Source organism: Stenotrophomonas sp. GbtcB23 (assembly GCF_019091045.1).
Classification (GTDB): Bacteria; Pseudomonadota; Gammaproteobacteria; order Xanthomonadales; family Xanthomonadaceae; genus Stenotrophomonas; species Stenotrophomonas rhizophila_A.
The window spans coordinates 18,947-37,596 of sequence record NZ_JAGXKC010000026.1 but is presented as its reverse complement, the minus strand read 5'-3'; the positions used below and the strand labels follow the sequence as shown (position 1 = coordinate 37,596).

Here is an 18,650-nt window from a genome sequence, read left to right as displayed (position 1 = left end):
GTCCCCTTCCGGAGATTTCCCATGACCCGCCGCCTGCTGCTCAGCCTTGCCCTCGCCGCCACCCCCGCCCTGTTCACCACCGCCTGCGTGGCCGCCGATACGCCTGCGGCGGCCGCCGCGCCCGCGCTGGAAAAGGCGCAGTGGCCGTTCACCGCCACCGAATTTGCCACCTTCGACCAGCCTTGGGCGATGAGCTTCCTGCCCGATGGCAGCCTGCTGGTGACCGAGAAGGAAGGCCGGTTGAAGCACTTCAACCTGACCACCCGAAAGAGCGCGGAGATCACCGGTGTGCCGAAGGTGGCCTACGGCGGCCAGGGCGGCTTCGGGGATGTGCTGCCGCACCCGGACTTCGCGAAGAACGGCTTTGTGTACCTGAGCTACGCCGAGGAAGGCGACAAGGACACGCGCGGTGCCGCCGTGGGCCGCGCCAATCTGGTGCTGGCCGCCGATGGCAGCGGCACGCTGGAAGACTTCAAGGTGATCTGGCGCCAGATCCCGAAGGTGGAAGGCAAGGGCCATTACGGCCACCGCCTGGCCTTCGGTCCGGACGGCAAGCTGTGGATCACCTCCAGCGAGCGACAGAAGTTCGATCCGGCGCAGGACATGTCCGGCAACCTGGGCAAGATCATCCGCCTCAATGACGACGGCAGCGTGCCGGCCGACAATCCGTTTGCCTCCCAAGGGGGCGTGGCCACGCAGGTGTGGTCATTGGGCCATCGCAATGCGCTGGGCATCGCCTTTGATGCGCGCGGCAAGCTGTGGGTGCACGAGATGGGACCGGCCGGTGGCGATGAGTTGAACCTGATCACGCGCGGGGCCAATTACGGTTACCCGATCGTGTCCAACGGCAACCATTACGACGGCCGCGACATTCCCGACCACAGCACGCGCTCGGAATTCGCCGCGCCGAAGGTGACCTGGACCCCGGTGATTTCGCCGGCCGGTTTCATCATCTACAGCGGCACGCTGTTCCCGCAGTGGACCGGCAGCGGCTTCATCGGCGGGCTGTCGTCCACCTCGCTGGTGCGGGTGGCCTTCGACGGCGACAACGCGCGCGAAGCCGAGCGTTTCCTGATGGGCGAACGCATCCGCGAAGTGGAACAGGGCCCGGATGGCGCGATCTGGCTGCTGGAAGATGGCAGCAAGGGCAAGCTGTTGAAGCTCACCCCGAAGGGGTGATGGGGGGTGCCGACCAACGGTCGGCACCTACCGGTTGCGGTTGCATCGCGGGGGCCGACCAACGGTCGGCGCTACCGGTTGCGGTTGCATCGCGTGCCGACCAACGGTCGGCACCTACCGGTTGCGGTTGCATCGCGTGCCGACCAACGGTCGGCACCTACCGGCTGCGGTTGCATCGCGTGCCGACCAACGGTCGGCGCTACCGGTTGCGGTCACCTTGCGGTCACCTGGTAGTGCCGACCGTTGGTCGGTACGCTCTTGGCATCAGGCCCCGATATTGTTGACCTTGACGTCGCTCTTCGTGCATTCCTTGTCCAGGCAGGTGCCGTTGATCCACACCTCGCCCTGGCCCAGCATCACGCCCTGCCAGTTGACGAACAAGGTGTCGAACTTCTGCTCGGCAATCAGCTTGGCCAACGCCGGGGTCACGATCCTGTCGTAGTCGCGCTGGAAAGCGGCAGCATCAGCCACCTTCTGGTTCTTGCCGGCGATGGTGACCCGAACCGGGTACCGCATCAGCCCGGCCACCGCGGCACGGTCGCCTGCGGCAACACCACGCTGCAGTTCGTTGAACACACTTTCGTACGGGGCGGCATCCCCCAGCAGCTTGGTGATGCGCTCGCGTGCGCCACCCTCGGCGTCGGCAGATGCATCCGCAGGCGTCGCCGCCGAATCGGTCCCCGCTACCGGGGGAGCCGTATCCGGCGTGGCTGCCGTGCTGGGCTCCACCGCATCGGGCGACAACCCGGCCTGCGGCGCATCCTCGGCGGCCGTGGGCGCGGTGACCGGCGGCGATGTCGAAGGCGCCGCCGCTTCGTTGGCCGGCGGCGTGGGCTGGCTGCATGCAGCCAGCATCAACGTGGGTAGCAGGATCTTGATCAGGCGCATGCACGGCTCCGTCGATATCTCGAAGATGCCAGCGTAGCCCGCATGGCGTGCAGCACCCATGACGGTAGCGCCAGGCCCTGCCTGGCAAGCGCGCGGTGATGGATCGCCGGGCAGGGCCCGGCGCCACATCACCTGGCCAGCAGCTCGAAGATCACCGGCTCACCGGCGGCAGACGATGCACACACCCACACATCGAACTGGCCCGGCTCCGCACGGAACACGCCATCACGGCCGGTGAAGCCCAGCGCATGACGATCCAGCGTGAAGCGCACGTCCGTGCTCTCGCCCGGCTGCAATGCCACCTTGCGGAAATCCTTGAGCTCGCGCACCGGCCGCACGCGGCTGGCCACGCGGTCGTGGATGTACAGCTGCACCACTTCCTCACCCGCCACCGCACCGGTGTTGGTCAGGGTGGTGGTGATCTCCAGGGTGTCATCCCAACCCAGCTGGGCGCTGTTCAACTGGGGCACGCCGTAAGCGAAGGTGGTGTAGCCAATGCCGTGCCCGAACGGATACAGCGCCGCGTTCGGAATCTCGCGCCAGCGTGCCTTGAACTCCGACATGGTCGGCAGTTCCGGCCGGCCGGTGCGCGGGTGGTTGTAGAAGAACGGCTGCTGCCCCGATACCTGCGGGAAGCTCACCGGCAGGCGGCCGGACGGGTTGTAATCGCCGAACAGCACATCGGCCACGGCCGGGCCGGTCTGCGTGCCCAGGTACCAGGTGATGGCCACGGCCTGCGCATTGCGCACCGCACCCTGCAGGGCCAGCGCGCGACCATTGCGCAGCAGCACCACCAGCGGCTTGCCGGTCATCGCCACGGCCTCGGCCAGCGCCTGCTGCGCTGCCGGCAGGGTAATTTCCACCCGCGACTGCGCTTCGCCGCTGTAGCGCTGCGGTTCGCCCAGCGCCAGCACCACCACGTCTGCACGCAGTGCGGCGGCGACGGCCTGTTCGATGCCGTCCTGCACGGCCGCTTCCAGGTCGCAGCCGGGCACGATCTCCAGCAGGCTTTCATCGCGGATCGCAGCGCGCACGCCGGCTTCCAGGGTGACGTAGCGCGACTTGTCGCCGAACAGCGTCCAGCAGCCTTCGATGTTGTCGCGGTCCTGCACGAACGGGCCGATCAGGGCGATCTTCTGCCCCTCCTTCCGCAGCGGCAGCACGTTGCCTTCGTTCTTGAGCAGCACGATGGAGCGACGCGCGGCATCGCGCGACAGTGCGTCATGTGCGGCGATGTAGGAGGTATCGGCTTCGCGCACCGGATCCAGCGAACGGTAGGGATCGTCGAACAGGCCGATCGCTTCCTTCAGGTTGAGGATGCGGCGCACCGATTCGTCCAGCGTGGCCATCGGCACCTCGCCGCTGTCGATCAGGCCCGGCAGGTGTTCGGCGTAGAAGCCGCTCTGCATGCTCAGGTCCAGGCCGGCGGTGAAGGCCTTGGCGGTGGCGTCGCGGTCGTCGGCGGCATAACCGTGCGCGACCAGTTCCATGTCGGCGGTGTAATCGGAGATCACCACGCCCGGGAACTGCCACTCACCGCGCAGGATGTCGGTGAGCAGTTCGGCGTTGGCGCTGGCGGGCACGCCGTTGATGTCGTTGAAGGAGGACATCACGGTGATCGCACCGGCCTCGAACGCGGCCTTGAACGGCGGCAGGTGCACGTCGCGCAGGGTCTGCGGCGAGATGTCCACCATGTTGTATTCCATGCCGGCCATCACGGCGCCGTAGGCGGCGAAGTGCTTCGGGGTGGACAGCAGCGCGTCGGCGGCGCGCAGGTCCGGCCCTTGGAAGCCGCGCACGCGGGCGGCGGCGAACGCGCAGCCCAGCACCACGTCTTCACCGGCGCCTTCGGCACCGCGGCCCCAGCGCTGGTCGCGGGCGATGTCCACCGCCGGTGCGTAGGTCCAGTGCAGGCCGGCCGCGGTGGCTTCGACGGCGGTGGCGCGCGCGGTGCGCTGGGCCAGGTCCGGTTCGAAGCTGGCCGCTTCGCCCAGCGGGATTGGGAACACGGTGCGCATGCCGTGGATGACATCGGCGGCCAGGATCACCGGAATGCCCAGGCGGCCTTCTTCCAGGGCGACCTGCTGGATGCGGCGGCCGGCCTCGACGCCCACGCCGTTGAACAGCGAGCCCACCTTGCCTTCGCGCACCTGCTGCAGCACCTGGTCGGCGTTGCTGACATTGGCTTCGGGGTTCACGTCCGGCGCGAACGGCCGGACCATGTCCGCGAACACACCCAGCTGGCCGACCTTTTCTTCGACGGTCATCTGGGCAATGAGGGTTTCGATGCGATCGGAGGCCACCGGCTATCCTTATGAAAACGTTTACAAGGCCGAGATTCTAGCGTTCCCGCCGCCAGCAAAGCAAAGCGCGGGGCACAGGAGCTTACTCTGCGGCGGCCCGCTGCTGCTGTGCGGCCATCAACATGGCATCGCTGGAGGCCTGGAATACGCGCAGCCCGAACGCCGGCAGGATCGCCAGCAGGTGGTCAAACACGTCCGATTGAATGCCTTCGTAGTCCGCCCAGGCGGTGGTGCGGGTGAAACAGTACACCTCCAACGGCAGGCCTTCGGTGGTGGGCTGCAGCTGCCGTACCAGCAACGTCATATCCGTATGGATGCCGGGGTGCTGGCGCAGGTAGCGCTCCACGTAGGCACGGAAGGTGCCCAGGTTGGTAACCCGGCGCGCGTTCACCGCCGCCACGCCCTTGGCCTGCAGCTGGGTGTTCCACTGGGTGAGCTCGGCCTGCTTTTCCCGCAGGTAGTCGCCCAGTACCGCGAACTGCTCCAGCCGCTGCAATGCCGCCGCGTCCAGGAAGCCCACGCTGTGCTGGTCCAGGTACAGCGCGCGCTTGATCCGGCGGCCGCCGGCTTCCTGCATGCCGCGCCAGTTCTTGAACGACTCGGTGACCAGCTTCTTGGTCGGGATGGTGGTGATGGTCTTGTCGAAGTTCTGCACGGTGATGGTGTGCAGGGCGATATCGATCACATCGCCATCGGCGTTCTGGCTGGGCATTTCGATCCAGTCGCCGAGCCGCACGCGACCATCGCCGCTGATCTGCACGCTGGCCACCAGTGACAGGATGGTGTCCTGGAAGACCAGCATCAGCACGGCGGTGGCGGCGCCCAGGCCGGCCACCATCGGGCCCAGCTTCAGGCCCAGCAGGGTGGCGACGATGGACAGCCCGGCCACGACGAACACCACGATCTTCACCACCTGCAGGTAGCCCTTGATCGGCTTGCTGCGGGCGTCGGGGCGGCGTTCGTAGAGCTCGTTGGCCGCATCCAGCGCGTGCGAGACGGCCAGCGCCACGGTCAGTACCGCCCAGGCCTGGCAGGCACTGACCACGCCCGACACCAGCTGCGGCGGCAGGTCCGGCACGATCCGGATGCCGGCGGCGATGACCATGCTGGGCACCACGTTGGACAGCCGCGAGATCACCCGCAGGTTGCTGCCGCCTTCCGTGCCGGGCAGGCGCCGCACCAGCCGGCGCAGGCCGCGCAGCAGGATGCGCTTGGTGACGAAGTTGGCCAGCCACGCGGCCAGCGCCAATGCGCACAGCACGATGGTGGTATAGGCCCAGGGCCAGGGTTCAAGGGTGTCCTGCAGGTTTTCCAGGAGTTGTACTGCGATTACGGCGTCTACCATCGTTTACGGGTTCTCTTGGTATTGCGAGGGCCGACTGACAGTCGGCGCTACCGGGGCGCGGCCCCTGCGACAGCTGCGCGACCGGGGCGCGACCCGTGCGACAGCTGCGCGGTCAGTGCCGGGCAGCGGTGCCTCAGGCGGCGCTGCGCTCGATGATCACGCCTACCGCCTTGGCGCCGCGCACCGCGCCGGGCTTGCTGAGCTTCAGGCGCAGCCACTGAACGTTGAATTCGCGCAGCACGATCTCGGCGATGCGCTCGGCCAGGGTTTCAACCAGGCCGAAGTCGGATTCGCGCACGAACTGCTCGATGCGCTTGCTCACGGCCTTGTAGTTCAGGGTGTCGGCGATGTCGTCGCTGGCCGCCGGCCTGCGGTTGTCAAAGCCCATTTCCAGATCGAAGCGCAGGGTCTGGCGGATGCGCCGTTCCCAGTCGTAGATCCCGATCAGGGCATCGATCTCAAGCCCTTCGATGAATACCTTGTCCATAGGAGTGCCACGTAGAAGATGGCGACCATGGTAACGGGACGGCCCCGAACGTGCCTCGAACCGGTGCCTGACGGCGCCCGATGTGAAATGCGGGTCGAAAAAGACAAAGGGCCCCGCGCGGGGCCCTTTGCTTTACCTCTTGTCCCCGGGTGGAGATGGGATACCCATCCGCGAGTCCCGGTGGCGCGTGAGGCAGAAATTACGTGGGCGGCGCTACGCCGTCAACCATTGTTGACTGGAATTGGGACGAGTTTCGCTCTTGCGGTCGATTCAATAGAGACAGTCAATCAGGCTCCGCAGATCGATTGAGACAACCTCGCAACAGCCTCCTGATCCCTGATGTTCACAGCACCGCCTGCCACTCCATCCTCCACCCATCGGACATGAGGGGCCAGCAGTGTGCATATGGAAGACGCAGTAAGACGTGCTTTGTCGGAAGAACGGCTGCGCACATTCGATTGTGCAGTCACCTGCAGCACACAGTGCACACCACTCGAACTTTACCTCTGGAATGCACGCATCTCCGCCGCGTTTCTGGTGCCGCTGCACATTGGCGAGGTGGTGACCCGCAACGCCGTATCCGATGCGCTTACCCGAATCCATGGGCCGCGGTGGCCATGGGTTCAAGGCTTTGAAGACAGCCTTCCCAGCCCTGCAGGCGGATACGATCCACGAAGGGAGTTACGTCGCGCCGCAGCCCGCAGCAGCGCGACGGCGACCGTCATCCCGACGCTCAGCTTCGTGTTCTGGCAGAAAATGTTCACGCATCGCTTCGACGCCCGCCTCTGGTCCCGCTGCATGGGCCAGGTATTTCCCGGCGCCGATCGCGGGATGCCATTGCACGGGATCCGGGCGGAGATGCACCGTGATCTCGAGCAGATCCGGCGTCTGCGTAATCGTATCGCGCACCATGAACCCATCTTCGGGAGGGCATTGGCCGACGACTATGCGGCCATCGAGCGAGTAGTGAAGCTGCGCTGCCCGCGCACAGCGGCATGGATGGCCGGACACGATATGGTGAGGCCACTGCTGCGGAATCGACCGGTCTGACGCCGACTGCTACACCGCCGGCAGCGTCGCCATGTCCCAGCGCGGGGTGACCTGCACCTGCGGCGGGTTGTGCTGGCCGGCCTCCAGGCGCAGCGCGCCGGCGAAGGCGATCATGGCGCCGTTGTCGGTGCACAGCGAAGGGCGCGGGAAGCACGCCCGGCCACCGCGGCGTTCGGCCATCTGCTGCAGCTTGGCCCGCAGGCGCTTGTTGGCGCCCACGCCACCGGCCACCACGATCACGTCGGTACCGGCCGCATCCAGCGCGCGCTCGCATTTGATGGCCAGGGTTTCGACCACGGCGTCTTCAAAGCCGCGCGCGATGTCGGCGCGGGTCTGCTCGCTCTGGTCGCTGTCGCGCCAGGCCAGCAGCACCTGGGTCTTCAGGCCGGAGAAGCTGAAATCCAGCCCGGGTCGGTCGGTCATCGGGCGGGTGAACTTGAACCTGCCCGGGGTGCCCTGTTCGGCCAAGGCTGCCAGCTGGGGGCCGCCCGGATACGGCAGGCCCATCAGCTTGGCGGTCTTGTCGAAGGCTTCGCCGGCGGCATCGTCCAAGGTCTCGCCGAGCAGGCGGTACTGGCCGATCCGGTCCACCGCCACCAGCTGGGTATGCCCGCCGGACACCAGCAGGGCCACGAACGGCGGCTCCGGCGGGTCGTCTTCCATCAGGGGGGCAAGCAGGTGGCCTTCCATATGGTGGACGCCCACCGCAGGCACCTCCAGCGCCCAGGCGAGCGAACGGGCCACGCCCGCGCCCACCAGCAGGGCGCCGACCAGCCCCGGGCCGGCCGTGTAGGCCACCCCGTCGATGTCGCCCACGCCCAGCCCGGCCTCGGCCAGGGTCTGCCGGATCAGGGGGAGCAGCTTGCGCACGTGGTCGCGGCTGGCCAGTTCAGGCACCACCCCGCCGTATTCGGCGTGAAGGGCGATCTGGCTGTACACGGCATGGGCGCGCAGGGCGTCCGGGCCGGCCACGGCGGTGTCATACACCGCTACGCCGGTCTCATCGCAGGAAGATTCGATACCAAGGACTCGCATAACGGGTATTATGGACCTCTTGAGGCCTTGGCAGACGTACCGCCGACGTGCCCTTCACTACCCCAGGCCAGGATCTTTGCCGGGGTGGGTTGCAACTTCTTTTCTCGCCGCTATAATGTGCGGCTCTCACCGGGCGTGACCCGGTTCTACTGTGTCCCGGAGATTCCATGCCCAGCGTTAAAGTCCGCGAGAACGAGCCCTTCGAGTTTGCGCTCCGTCGCTTCAAGCGCACCTGCGAAAAGGCCGGCGTGCTGGCCGAAACCCGCAAGCGCGAGTTCTACGAAAAGCCGACCCAGGAGCGCAAGCGTAAGGCTGCCGCTGCTGTGAAGCGTCAGCTGCGCCGCTCGTCGCGCGACGTCACCAAGCGTCAGCGCCTGTACTGATCGGACGCAACTTCGATGCGGCAGGCTTGTCCTGTCGCGGCGGAGCCGAAGCCGGAACGCGCGAGCGTTACCGGCTTTTTGCGTTTCCACCCTTTTCATCGATACGAGGTGTTCCATGAGCCTGAAGCTGCAGCTCACCGAAGACATGAAGGCCGCCATGAAGGCGGGCGACAAGCACAAGCTGTCCGTGATCCGCCTGATCAAGGCGGAAATCCAGCGCCGCGAAGTGGATGAGCGCGTCGAGCTGGACGACACCGCTGTGATCGCCGTGCTCGACAAGATGGTCAAGCAGCGCAAGGACTCGATCAGCCAGTACGAAGCAGCCCAGCGTGAAGACCTGGCGCAGATCGAGCGCGACGAACTGGTGGTGATCGACACCTACCTGCCGGCCAAGATGGGCGAAGCCGAGATCGTGGCTGCGATCCAGGCCGCCGTTGCCGAAACGGGCGCCGCCAGCGCCGCCGACATGGGCAAGCTGATGGGCGCACTGAAGCCGAAGCTGGCCGGCCAGGCCGACATGGGCCTGGTCTCCAAGCTGGTGAAGGCGCACTTCGCCGGTTGAGTGAGCGGGGGGACACGACCAACGGTATGCCCACGCTGGGCGCGGGCACCCTTCGGGCCGTCGTAAACGACGTTAGGTGCGGCTTTCGCCGCACCTTGCGTGTCCTACCAGTGGGCGCCCACCGTTGATGGGCCCGCGTTTCACCCGGTCTTCGAACCGGGCCTGCTAGAAATCCAGGCATGTCTTCGCTGCCGCCCTCTCCCGCGCCCGAGCCCGCGCACGACCCTTCCCGCGTTCCGCCCCGCCTGCGCAAGTACGTGGACCGGCTTGAACGCAGTTTCCCGGTTGCCGTGGGCAAACGCTTCGTCGATGTGGACGTGCTGACCCAGGCCGCGTCGGTGTCCTTCTATGCCCTGCTGTCGATGGCGCCGTTGCTGGTGCTGCTGCTGTGGCTTACCGCTTCGCTGTACCCGCCCGCACAGCAGGCGCTGATCGGCCAGATCAACGATGTGGCCGGCAGCAGCGCGGCCACCGTGGCCGATACCGTGCTCAAGAACGCCGACAACCAGCCCTCGATGGGCTCGCTGGCCGGGATGTGGAGCACGCTGTTGCTGTTCATCGGCGCCACGGCGGTGTTCGCCCAGCTGCAGAACGCACTCAACCTGATCTTCAACACCAGCGGCGAACGCCTGGACGGCATCGTGGCGTGGCTGCGCAAGCGCGTGTTTTCCTTCGGCGTGGTGCTGGCGCTGGGCTTCCTGCTGATCCTGTCGATGACCGCCACCACCATGCTGCAGGTGGCGTTCGCGCAGCTGCCCTCGGTGCTGCCGGCGGTGGGTTACCTGACCAGCCTGCTGCTGTACACGGTGGGGTTCGCGTTCCTCTACCACTACCTGCCCGACCGGCGCGTGGCCTGGCGGCAGGCGTTCATCGGCGGGGTGATCACCTCGGCGCTGTTCGCGCTGGGCCGCTATGCCATCGGGCTGTACATCGCCACGGTGGCGCCGGGCAGCGCCTACGGCTCGATGGGCGCGCTGGTGATCTCGCTGGTGTGGATCTACTACGCCACGGTGGTGTTCTTCGTGGGCGCGCTGATGACGGCGGTGATTGACGAGCGCCTGCGTGCCCGCGTGCACTTGGCCGAGGCCGGCATCGTGCCGCCGAAACCGGGCGAAGGCACCGCCAGCTAGTAGACTAGCGGGGTCCCCCGCTTCCGTGCGTGGCCGTTGCCGGCCGTGCCCCCTGCTGCTGCCCATGGCCCGTATCCCCGACGCATTCATCGACGACCTGCTGGCCCGCTCCGACATCGTCGAAGTGGTGGGCAGCCGCGTGCCGCTGAAGCGCCAGGGCAAGGAATATTCGGCGCGCTGCCCGTTCCATGACGAGCGCTCGGCCTCGTTCACGGTCTCGCCCACCAAGCAGTTCTACCACTGCTTCGGCTGCGGCGCGCACGGCACCGCGATCAGCTTCCTGATGAACTATGACCGCCTGGAGTTCCTAGACGCGGTCGATGAGCTGGCCAAGCGCGTGGGCATGGAAGTACCGCGCGATACGCAGCCGCGCACCGCCCAGCAGCAGGACGACAGCCGCGAGCTGTACGCCGCGCTGGATGCGGCCACGCGCTTCTTCCAGAAGTCGCTGGAGGGCAGCGACACCGCCCGTGCCTACCTGGACCAGCGCGGCGTGGACGAGGAGAACCGCACGCGCTTTGCGATCGGCTACGCACCCGATGGCTACAGCGCGCTGAAGGATGCATTGGGCAAGGACGAGCGGCGCATGAAGCTGCTTGACCGCGCCGGGCTGTTTTCCAAGAACGACCGCGGCCATGTCTACGACAAGTTCCGCGACCGGGTGATGTTCCCGATCTTCGACCGGCGCGGGCGCGTGATCGCCTATGGCGGCCGGGTGCTCGAGAAGGACGACGGCCCCAAGTACCTCAACTCGCCCGAGACCGCGCTGTTCCACAAGGGGCGCGAACTGTACGGCCTGTGGCAGGTGCGCCAGGCCAACCAGAAGATCGAACGCCTGATCGTGGTCGAAGGCTACATGGACGTGGTGTCGCTGTTCCAGTTCGGGGTCACCCAGGCGGTGGCCACGCTGGGCACGGCGACCACGCCGGACCATGCCGAGCTGCTGTTCCGCAACGCGCCGGATGTGTTCTTCTGCTTCGACGGCGACGCCGCCGGCCGCCGCGCCGGCTGGCGCGCGCTTGAATCGGTGCTGCCGCGCATGAAGGATGGCCGCCAGGCGTTCTTCCTGTTCCTGCCCGATGGCGAAGACCCCGACACCATCGTGCGCAAGGAAGGGAAGGACGGCTTCGACGAGCGCCTGAAGCAGGCCACGCCGTTGTCGCAGTTCTTCTTCGATGAGCTCACCCGCGAAGTGAACATGGCCACGCTGGATGGCAAGGCACGCCTGGCCGAACGCGCGCGGCCGATGCTGGCGCAGATTCCCGATGGCGCCTTCGGCGACCTGATGAAGCAGCAGCTGGCCACGTTGACCGGGCTGGGCGCCAAACCAGCCGCCGCGCCGGCATCGCGCCCGCCGGCACGCGCCGTGGCACCCGCGCAGCGTCGCAGCCTGGTACGCGCGGCCATTGCCATCCTGCTGCAGCAGCCGTCGCTGGCGATGACGCTGGAAGGCCACCACTTCAGCGGCCTGCGCCTGCCCGGGGTGGAGCTGCTGATCGAGCTGCTCACGCTGGTGGAACAGCGCCCGGACATCAGCACCGGCGCACTGCTGGAGCACTTCGAAGGCCGCGAAGAGCAGGAATCGCTGCACAAGCTGGCCGCGCAGACGCTGCCCGGCGATGAGGCGATGTGGAACCAGGAACTGCACGATGCGGTGGCGCAGCTGGAAAAACAGCTGTTGTTGCAACGTCTTGAGGAGCTTCAGGCAAAGCAGCGGCAGCAGGGTCTGGACGATACTGACAAGTACGAACTGCGCGAGCTGTTGAAGGCGCGCGCCACGCTGCGTTGACCGATGAGGGAGGAAGGTGAAGTGATGCGACGTTGGAACCGCCCCGCCTTCTTCAGTGCCTTCCTGCTGTGTCTGGTTGCCCTGGCTCCGGTGGGCAGCGAGGCAGGGCCTCGCTCTACGCAGGAAGGGCCGGATGACAAACTGGTAGAGCGAGGCCCTGCCTCGCTGGCCGAAGCCGACCTCGCCCGAACCTTCAGGAATCCTGCAGAAGACCTCTACACCGGCGGGCAACCGACGGCAGCACAACTGGAGCAGGCCGCCACGGCAGGCATCACCACCGTGATCGACCTGCGCCAACCCACAGAAGACCGCGGCTTCGACGAAACCGCCACGGTGGCGTCGCTCGGCCTGCACTACGTGCGCATCCCGCTCGCTGGTGCTGCCGGCTTGACCCCCGCCAAGGTGCAGGCCCTGCAGGCCGCGCTGACCCAGGCCAACGGCCCGGTGCTGCTGCACTGTGCCTCCGGCAACCGCGTCGGCGCGCTGCTGGCGCTGATGAAAGCGCAACAGGGCGCATCCACCGAACAGGCCCTGCAGTTCGGCCGCGAGGCCGGCATGACCTCGCTGGAGGCCCAGACCCGCACCCTGCTCGAGCAGGACACCGCGCGTTGATCCTGCTGCCGCTTCACCCCCTTTCCCCCTGCTCTACAGGAGCCTGCCCACCATGACCCGCTGGTGGTCGCGCCTGCGACCGGACAACTTCACCCTCGCCCTGCTCGGCACCGTGCTGCTGGCGTCGTTCCTGCCAATGCACGGTCCTGCGGCCATGGTGCTGGACGATGTCACCGACGTGGCCATCGCTGCGCTGTTCTTCCTGCACGGCGCGCGCCTGCCGCGCGAATCGATCATGGCCGGGCTGCTGCACTGGCGCCTGCACCTGACCATCCTGGCCTTCACGTTCGTACTGTTCCCGCTGTTCGGGCTGGCGTTCAAGCCGCTGGATGGCTGGCTGCTCACCCCCGAGCTGTACATCGGCGTGCTGTTCCTGTGCGCGTTGCCGTCCACGGTCCAGTCATCGATCGCGTTCACCTCGCTGGCGCGCGGCAACGTGCCGGCGGCGGTGGTCAGCGCTTCGCTGTCCAGCATCCTCGGCGTGTTCCTCACCCCGCTGCTGCTGGCCCTGTTGGCCGGTACCGCAGGCGGCATGCACAATCCCGGCCAGGCCATCCTGAGCATCATGCTGCAGCTGCTGCTGCCGTTCGTGGCCGGCCACCTGCTGCGCCCGTGGATCGCCCGCTGGGTGGAACGGCAGCGCGCGCTGCTGCGCTACACCGACCAGGGCACGATCCTGCTGGTGGTGTATTCGGCCTTCGGTGAAGCGGTCAACGAAGGGCTGTGGAGCAAGACCCCGCTGTTGTCGCTGCTCACCGTGGCGGTGGTGGCGGCGGTGCTGCTGGGTATCGCCATGCCAACGATTGCCTTCCTGTCACGGCGGCTGGGCTTCAACCGCGAAGACCGCATCACCATCCTGTTCTGCGGTTCCAAGAAGAGCCTGGCCACCGGCGTGCCGATGGCCAAGATCCTGTTTGCCGGCGGCAGCCTGGGCGCCATCGTGCTGCCGATCATGATCTACCACCAGATCCAGCTGATCGTCTGCGCGGTGATCGCACAGCGCTACGCACGCGACCCCGTGGTGAACCCCGCGCCATTGGACTGACGGCGCAGCACGCGGTACGCGGCACGCGGCACGCGGCACGCGGCGATGTTGGTAGGGTCGCTTCCCAAACGACCGCCGATAACGGTGATCAGCCGATGGTGGGCATGACAATCATCGGAACTGCGCTTTGCGACGTGGCGTCGGCCAGGGTCATGCCGCCACCGCGCTGATCATTGCTACCGGCGGTCGTTTGGGAAGCGACCCTACCAATGCCGTTCCCAGCCCAGCGTGCTCCGCGCCGGCCGGCGTCAGCGGTCGGTCAACGTTCCTACGCTCAGCTCCGGCAGGTACACCCATGCGTCATACGAGCGATCCGGGTCCGTGTCGGCAACCGGATCGCGTGCCGGCCGCTCGAGCAGCGGCATCGCGCGGCAGGGGCTCATGCAATGCCAGGTGTGGCCACGCAGTGCCTCCAGGCGCACGCTGTACAGCGGCAGGTCCAGAAGGAACGCCGCCATGGTGCGATGCTGCATTTCCGGGGGCGCATCTTCGAACGGGTGGCGCATCGCATGCACGTTGCCTGTCAGTACCAGCATCCGCGCCGCGCTGGGCAGCGCGTTGAACTGTTGGCGCACATGGGTGGCCATCTCCGCGTCGCGATCCACGTCGCTGTCGTACGCGCTGATCTCAATGTCGTAGCCCGCTACAGCGATATCGCGACCCTGTGCCCGCAGCACGCGCAACGTTTCGATCAACGCCAGCATGTCGCGGCTGCGTCGTCCGTCATGCTGGCCATCTTTCACCCGCCAGAACGGCGAGGTGCGCAGTGCTTCGCGCGCATCCGCATCGCCGTTGGAACGCAGGTACCGCGCCAGCGCGGCGTTCTCGCTCATCGGCAGCTCCAACCCCAGCCGCACGGACGCGTTGTCGCGGCTGTAGCGTTCCATCAGGTCGGCCACCAGCAGCGGCGTTTCGGCGGTTCCGTGGTATTCGCCGAGCACCACCAGCCGGTGGTCGCCCGCCAAGGTCACGATCTGTGTTGCGGTGTCACCGACACCGCCTGCCGGCACGGCGACGGCTGTGCCGCACACCATCGAAGCCACCATCACAGCCATCCAGAGCCATCGCTTCATGCCGTCACGTCCTGTTGGGGTCATGAAAGCAATGGCGACGCGATGTCCGGTTTCAAGGCTGGCGCAGGAAGCTCACAGGAACGGCAGCATCCAGTGGTCCACCATCAGGAACGCGAACAGCGCCATGAGGTAGACGATGGAGTAGCCGAACATCTTCATCGAGAACAGCTCGTCCGGTGGATTGAGCATGCGCCAGGCGTACCAGAGGAACACGGCGTTGAGCACCACCGCGCCGCCCAGGTAGAACAGCCCGCTCATGCCCACCACCGTGGGCAGGATGCTGACGATGGCCAGCACGATGGAATACGCCATGATCGACTTGCGGGTGTACGCCACGCCATGGGTGACCGGCAGCATCGGGATCTTGGCCTTGGCGTAATCTTCGCGGCGGAAGATTGCCAGCGCCCAGAAATGCGGCGGGGTCCAGATGAAGATGATCAGCACCAGCAACGATGCATACGCCCAGTCCCACGGGCCCTGCATGCCGGTGATGGCCGCCCAGCCCAGCAGCGGCGGGGTGGCGCCGGCGAGACCGCCGATGACGATGTTCTGCGAGGTGGCGCGCTTGAGGTACACGGTGTAGATCACCGCGTAGCCGATCAGCGAGGCGAAGGTCAGCACGGCGGTGATGACGTTCACCCACAGCACCAGGATGGTCATCGACAGCACGATCAGCGCGCCGGCGAACACCAGCACCTGCCACGGCTTGACCTTGCCCACTACCAGTGGCCGCCACGAGGTGCGCGCCATCTGCGCGTCGATCTGCGCATCCAGCAGCTGGTTGATGGCCGCCGCGGCCGAGGCCGCCAGCCAGATGCCGAGGAAGCCCAGCGCGCCGCGCATGGCCTGCTCGGCGGTGGGCAACGCGGGGATGGCCAGGAACATGCCCACCAGCGCGGTGAACACGATCAACGCCACGACCTTCGGCTTGGTCAGGTCCCAATACTGCCTGATGCTCATGGTGTCGCCCCGACGGCTTCATCCACCACGTCGGAAGGCGCGCGCAGGCGCGCCATCAGCGTGACCAGCACGAACAGCAGCGCGACCGCGCCGCCGCTGTGCGCCACTGCCACTTCCAGCGGCACCGCCAGCTTCACGTTGAGAATGCCCAGGGTAATCTGCGCCACCACCAGCAGCCCCAGCGCGCTGGCCCAGCCACGCATGCTCGGCAGCCGGTACAGGCGCACCGCCAGCCACAGCAGGTACACCGCCACGACAACGGCAAACATCCGGTGCGTCATCTGGATCGCGATACGCGAAGCGCCATCGAGCACGCCCCCTTCGTAATCCACGCCGATGCCACGCCACAGCGTGAAGCCTTCCTTGAAGTCGTGCTGAGGCCACCACTGGCTGACGCAGCGCGGGAAGTTATCCAGCGACGCACTGCCGCCGCCGCAGGCCAGCGCGGCGTAGTTGGCGCTCACCCAGCCACCCAATGCGATCTGCATGACCAGCACGGCCACGCCGATGCGCAGCAGCCACTTCAGCTTCGGTGCCTGCACCAGGGTGATCGGCATGTGCGTGGCGCGCCAGGCCATCCACACCAGCAGCCCGAACATCAGCATGCCGCCGAGCAGGTGACCCATCACCACGATGGGCTTGAGCAGCAGGGTCACCGTCCACATGCCCAGCAGCGCCTGGAAGATCACCACCGCCAGCGTCAGCAAGGCCGCGCGTGAGAGGTCGATGTTGTTCCAGCGCAACGCGGCGATCAGCAGGATCACTTCGCCGGTGATGGCCAGGATGCTGGCCAGGACATGCATGCCCATCATGTACAGCGGTATGCCGGTGGCCACCAGCACGCACGCGGTAACCACGGCGGTGGTGCCCCAGCGCCGGCGGCGCGTGGCCAGCAGGGCCAGGGTGAGGATTTCGATGCCCAGCGCGCCGGCCAGGAAACGGTGCACCTGCTCGCGCCACGCCTTGTGGGTTTCCAGCGGGCGGATCTTGGCCGCTTCGTGGCCGATCACTTCCTGCGCATGCTGCGGCCAGGTCACGCGGCCGTAGCAGGTCGGCCAGTCCGGGCAGCTCAGGCCGGCATCGGACAGGCGCACGAACGAACCAAACATGATCGTGCTGGCCGTCATGATCAGGGCGAACCACGCCAGACGGTGGAAATTGCGATGCAGCGCCGGGCGCGCGGTGGGGTTCATCAAACGGAACTCACTTCAGTTTCAACAGCGTGGCCATGTCCTTGCGCAGACCGGCCAATTCGAATCCCGGCGCATACCGCATGATCACGAACCCATTCGGGTCGATGACATACACAGGCGTGCCGGCGGCGTCATCCACGGCGGGCAACACGGCACGCAGGTTCGGCTGGGGGGCCAGCACGCGCAGGGCGGGAAAGCCCTGGACCTCGGCCGGCGGCGTACCCAGCCACAGGATCTCGACATTATCGGCCCTATGGCCGAACAGCTGCCACACCTTGTCCAATCCCTGCGACAAAGTGACGCACTCGGCCGCGCAGCCCGGGGCCGGCGCCACCAGGATGCGCCAGACATGGGCATCGGGGTTCCACGGGTACGGTTGGCCGTTGGCCAGGGTGGGCGGCAGCGCGCGCGCGTCCACCGCCGGGGTGAACACTTCGCCGGTGTTGCGGTGGGCGGCCGGCTGCCAGCCGGCGAAGCGCAGCACGCCGGCCAGCGCCATGGCCCCGAAGAACAGGCCGAACAGGGCTACCAGGGTCCAGCGGCCACGGTTGCGGGCCTTGAGCTGTTCCGGGGTGATGGCATTCATGCGTGGGATTTTCTCATGGAAGGAGGGGGCGTGCCGTGCGCCGCCGGCGCCATTCGAGGACGAGTGCGACGATCAGCACGGTCAGGGCCAGGCCGAACCACTGCACGGCGTAGCCGAGGTGGCGGCTGGGCGGCAGGGTGTTGGGCAGCAGCTCCAGGTCGCGGGCGTAGCCGCCGGGCAGCGCGGGGTCCAGGCGCAGTACCGGGCCGTGCAGGCTGCCCGCGGGCAGTGCCAGCGTGGAGGCGACGTCATCGGGCGGCATGCGGTTGGCCAGCCACACACCCGGTTGCGGGGTCGTGGTGAATGCCGGGCCCAGCACGAGCCCGCTGGCCGGCGGCGGCGCCAGCAGGCCGGCCACCTGGGCGGGACCCTCGCGCGGCACGATGGCCGGCAGGGTGCGGTCGCCCGGCATCGGCAGCCAGCCCAGGTCCACCAGCACCACCGCGCCGCCATCGCTGCGGAACGGCTGGTACACCTTGATGCCGGCGCGGCCTTCGCGGGTCTGGTTGTCCAGCAGCAGGGTGCCGGGCAGGAAGTGGCCGTGGTCCTCCACCCAGCGCAGCTGCACGGGTGCGGCCTGCGCCTGGGCCAGGCTGAGGGTCTGCGCACGGGCCGGCAGTTGCTGATCCAGCAGCGCCTGTTTTTCATGCATCCGCTGCAGCTGCCAGCGGCCCAGCTGGCAGAACGCGAGGATCACCAGCACGGCGACGACCCAGCCGATCAGGCGCGTGTGCTTGCGCATCATGACAACGCCGGCAAAACGCGGTCAGATAGGCATACCCGCCCTGCCCTCGAGCTGCGCATGAATGATTCGTTGAAGACCCTGCTGGTAATCGCGTTTCTGATCGTCATCGTCTGGAATCTGGGCGCGGGGCTGTATTACCTGCTGGTCGACCGTGGCCAGACCAAACGCACGGTCAATGCGCTCACCCGCCGCATCGCGGTATCGGTGGCGCTGATCGTGCTGGTGGCCATCGGCATCTACAGCGGCTGGATCAAACCCCACGGCGTGGGCGGTTGATACCGCCCG

General features: G+C 67.0%; 19 protein-coding genes. 9 read left to right on the top strand and 10 right to left on the bottom strand.

Annotated features, from left to right (window positions below; genetic code table 11):
• The first annotated feature begins 21 nt into the window (after positions 1-21).
• On the top strand, positions 22-1,179 hold the full coding sequence (locus tag KVS69_RS12140; protein WP_217538223.1) for a PQQ-dependent sugar dehydrogenase: 1,158 nt from the start codon (positions 22-24) through the stop codon (positions 1,177-1,179).
• A gap of 264 nt (positions 1,180-1,443) precedes the next feature.
• Here the strand turns inward: KVS69_RS12140 and KVS69_RS12135 are convergent, their stop codons facing one another.
• From KVS69_RS12135 to folB, 4 genes are all read right to left on the bottom strand, one after another.
• Positions 1,444-2,067 (bottom strand): hypothetical protein, encoded by a 624-nt coding sequence (locus tag KVS69_RS12135; RefSeq protein WP_217538222.1) that lies wholly within the window; start codon positions 2,065-2,067, stop codon positions 1,444-1,446.
• A gap of 128 nt (positions 2,068-2,195) precedes the next feature.
• Complete coding sequence (gene bglX, locus KVS69_RS12130; protein ID WP_217538221.1) at positions 2,196-4,370, bottom strand: beta-glucosidase BglX; 2,175 nt, start codon at positions 4,368-4,370, stop codon at positions 2,196-2,198.
• 82 nt (positions 4,371-4,452) lie between these two features.
• Entirely contained in the window at positions 4,453-5,715 is a 1,263-nt protein-coding gene (locus tag KVS69_RS12125) for a mechanosensitive ion channel domain-containing protein (RefSeq protein WP_217538220.1), read from the bottom strand.
• Positions 5,716-5,848: 133 nt separating this feature from the next.
• Entirely contained in the window at positions 5,849-6,202 is a 354-nt protein-coding gene (gene folB, locus KVS69_RS12120) for a dihydroneopterin aldolase (protein WP_093532979.1), read from the bottom strand.
• 405 nt (positions 6,203-6,607) lie between these two features.
• Here folB and KVS69_RS12115 point away from each other — a divergent pair, with 405 nt between their 5' ends.
• Positions 6,608-7,252 (top strand): hypothetical protein, encoded by a 645-nt coding sequence (locus KVS69_RS12115; protein ID WP_254622159.1) that lies wholly within the window; start codon positions 6,608-6,610, stop codon positions 7,250-7,252.
• A gap of 9 nt (positions 7,253-7,261) precedes the next feature.
• Here the strand turns inward: KVS69_RS12115 and tsaD are convergent, their stop codons facing one another.
• The gene (gene tsaD, locus KVS69_RS12110; RefSeq protein WP_068848772.1) at positions 7,262-8,287 is read right to left on the bottom strand and encodes a tRNA (adenosine(37)-N6)-threonylcarbamoyltransferase complex transferase subunit TsaD; all 1,026 of its coding nucleotides are present in this window, start codon (positions 8,285-8,287) and stop codon (positions 7,262-7,264) included.
• A 167-nt stretch (positions 8,288-8,454) separates the two neighbouring features.
• Between tsaD and rpsU the strand changes: the two genes are divergently transcribed.
• From rpsU to KVS69_RS12080, 6 genes are all read left to right on the top strand, one after another.
• Complete coding sequence (rpsU, locus tag KVS69_RS12105) at positions 8,455-8,670, top strand: 30S ribosomal protein S21 (protein WP_002808376.1); 216 nt, start codon at positions 8,455-8,457, stop codon at positions 8,668-8,670.
• A 115-nt stretch (positions 8,671-8,785) separates the two neighbouring features.
• The gene (locus KVS69_RS12100; protein WP_093532977.1) at positions 8,786-9,232 is read left to right on the top strand and encodes a GatB/YqeY domain-containing protein; all 447 of its coding nucleotides are present in this window, start codon (positions 8,786-8,788) and stop codon (positions 9,230-9,232) included.
• 179 nt (positions 9,233-9,411) lie between these two features.
• Positions 9,412-10,362 carry a YihY/virulence factor BrkB family protein gene (locus KVS69_RS12095; protein WP_083214047.1) on the top strand — a complete coding sequence of 317 codons (951 nt, stop codon included), beginning with the start codon at positions 9,412-9,414 and terminating at the stop codon, positions 10,360-10,362.
• A gap of 64 nt (positions 10,363-10,426) precedes the next feature.
• A complete protein-coding gene (dnaG, locus tag KVS69_RS12090) occupies positions 10,427-12,151 on the top strand; it encodes a DNA primase (protein WP_093532976.1) in 1,725 nt (574 codons plus the stop codon).
• Between the two features lie 24 nt (positions 12,152-12,175).
• Entirely contained in the window at positions 12,176-12,763 is a 588-nt protein-coding gene (locus tag KVS69_RS12085) for a protein tyrosine phosphatase family protein (RefSeq protein WP_217538219.1), read from the top strand.
• Between the two features lie 52 nt (positions 12,764-12,815).
• Positions 12,816-13,808 (top strand): bile acid:sodium symporter family protein, encoded by a 993-nt coding sequence (locus KVS69_RS12080; RefSeq protein ID WP_217538218.1) that lies wholly within the window; start codon positions 12,816-12,818, stop codon positions 13,806-13,808.
• A 248-nt stretch (positions 13,809-14,056) separates the two neighbouring features.
• Here KVS69_RS12080 and KVS69_RS12075 read toward each other — a convergent pair whose 3' ends face one another.
• The 5 genes from KVS69_RS12075 to KVS69_RS12055 all read right to left on the bottom strand — a co-directional run bounded on the left by KVS69_RS12075 (position 14,057) and on the right by KVS69_RS12055 (position 18,365).
• Positions 14,057-14,881 carry a calcium-binding protein gene (locus KVS69_RS12075; protein WP_254622158.1) on the bottom strand — a complete coding sequence of 275 codons (825 nt, stop codon included), beginning with the start codon at positions 14,879-14,881 and terminating at the stop codon, positions 14,057-14,059.
• A gap of 72 nt (positions 14,882-14,953) precedes the next feature.
• Positions 14,954-15,841, bottom strand: coding sequence for a heme o synthase (cyoE, locus tag KVS69_RS12070; protein ID WP_217538217.1), 888 nt, complete (start codon positions 15,839-15,841; stop codon positions 14,954-14,956).
• A complete protein-coding gene (locus KVS69_RS12065; protein WP_217538216.1) occupies positions 15,838-17,034 on the bottom strand; it encodes a COX15/CtaA family protein in 1,197 nt (398 codons plus the stop codon). Before KVS69_RS12065 ends, cyoE begins: the two co-directional genes overlap by 4 nt.
• Before the next feature lie 10 nt (positions 17,035-17,044).
• Positions 17,045-17,620 carry a hypothetical protein gene (locus KVS69_RS12060; RefSeq protein ID WP_093532971.1) on the bottom strand — a complete coding sequence of 192 codons (576 nt, stop codon included), beginning with the start codon at positions 17,618-17,620 and terminating at the stop codon, positions 17,045-17,047.
• Between the two features lie 13 nt (positions 17,621-17,633).
• Positions 17,634-18,365: an SURF1 family protein gene (locus KVS69_RS12055; protein ID WP_217538215.1), complete on the bottom strand. Its 732-nt coding sequence runs from the start codon at positions 18,363-18,365 to the stop codon at positions 17,634-17,636.
• Positions 18,366-18,422: 57 nt separating this feature from the next.
• Between KVS69_RS12055 and KVS69_RS12050 the strand changes: the two genes are divergently transcribed.
• Positions 18,423-18,641 (top strand): twin transmembrane helix small protein, encoded by a 219-nt coding sequence (locus KVS69_RS12050; protein ID WP_068848753.1) that lies wholly within the window; start codon positions 18,423-18,425, stop codon positions 18,639-18,641.
• The last annotated feature ends 9 nt before the right edge of the window (positions 18,642-18,650 follow it).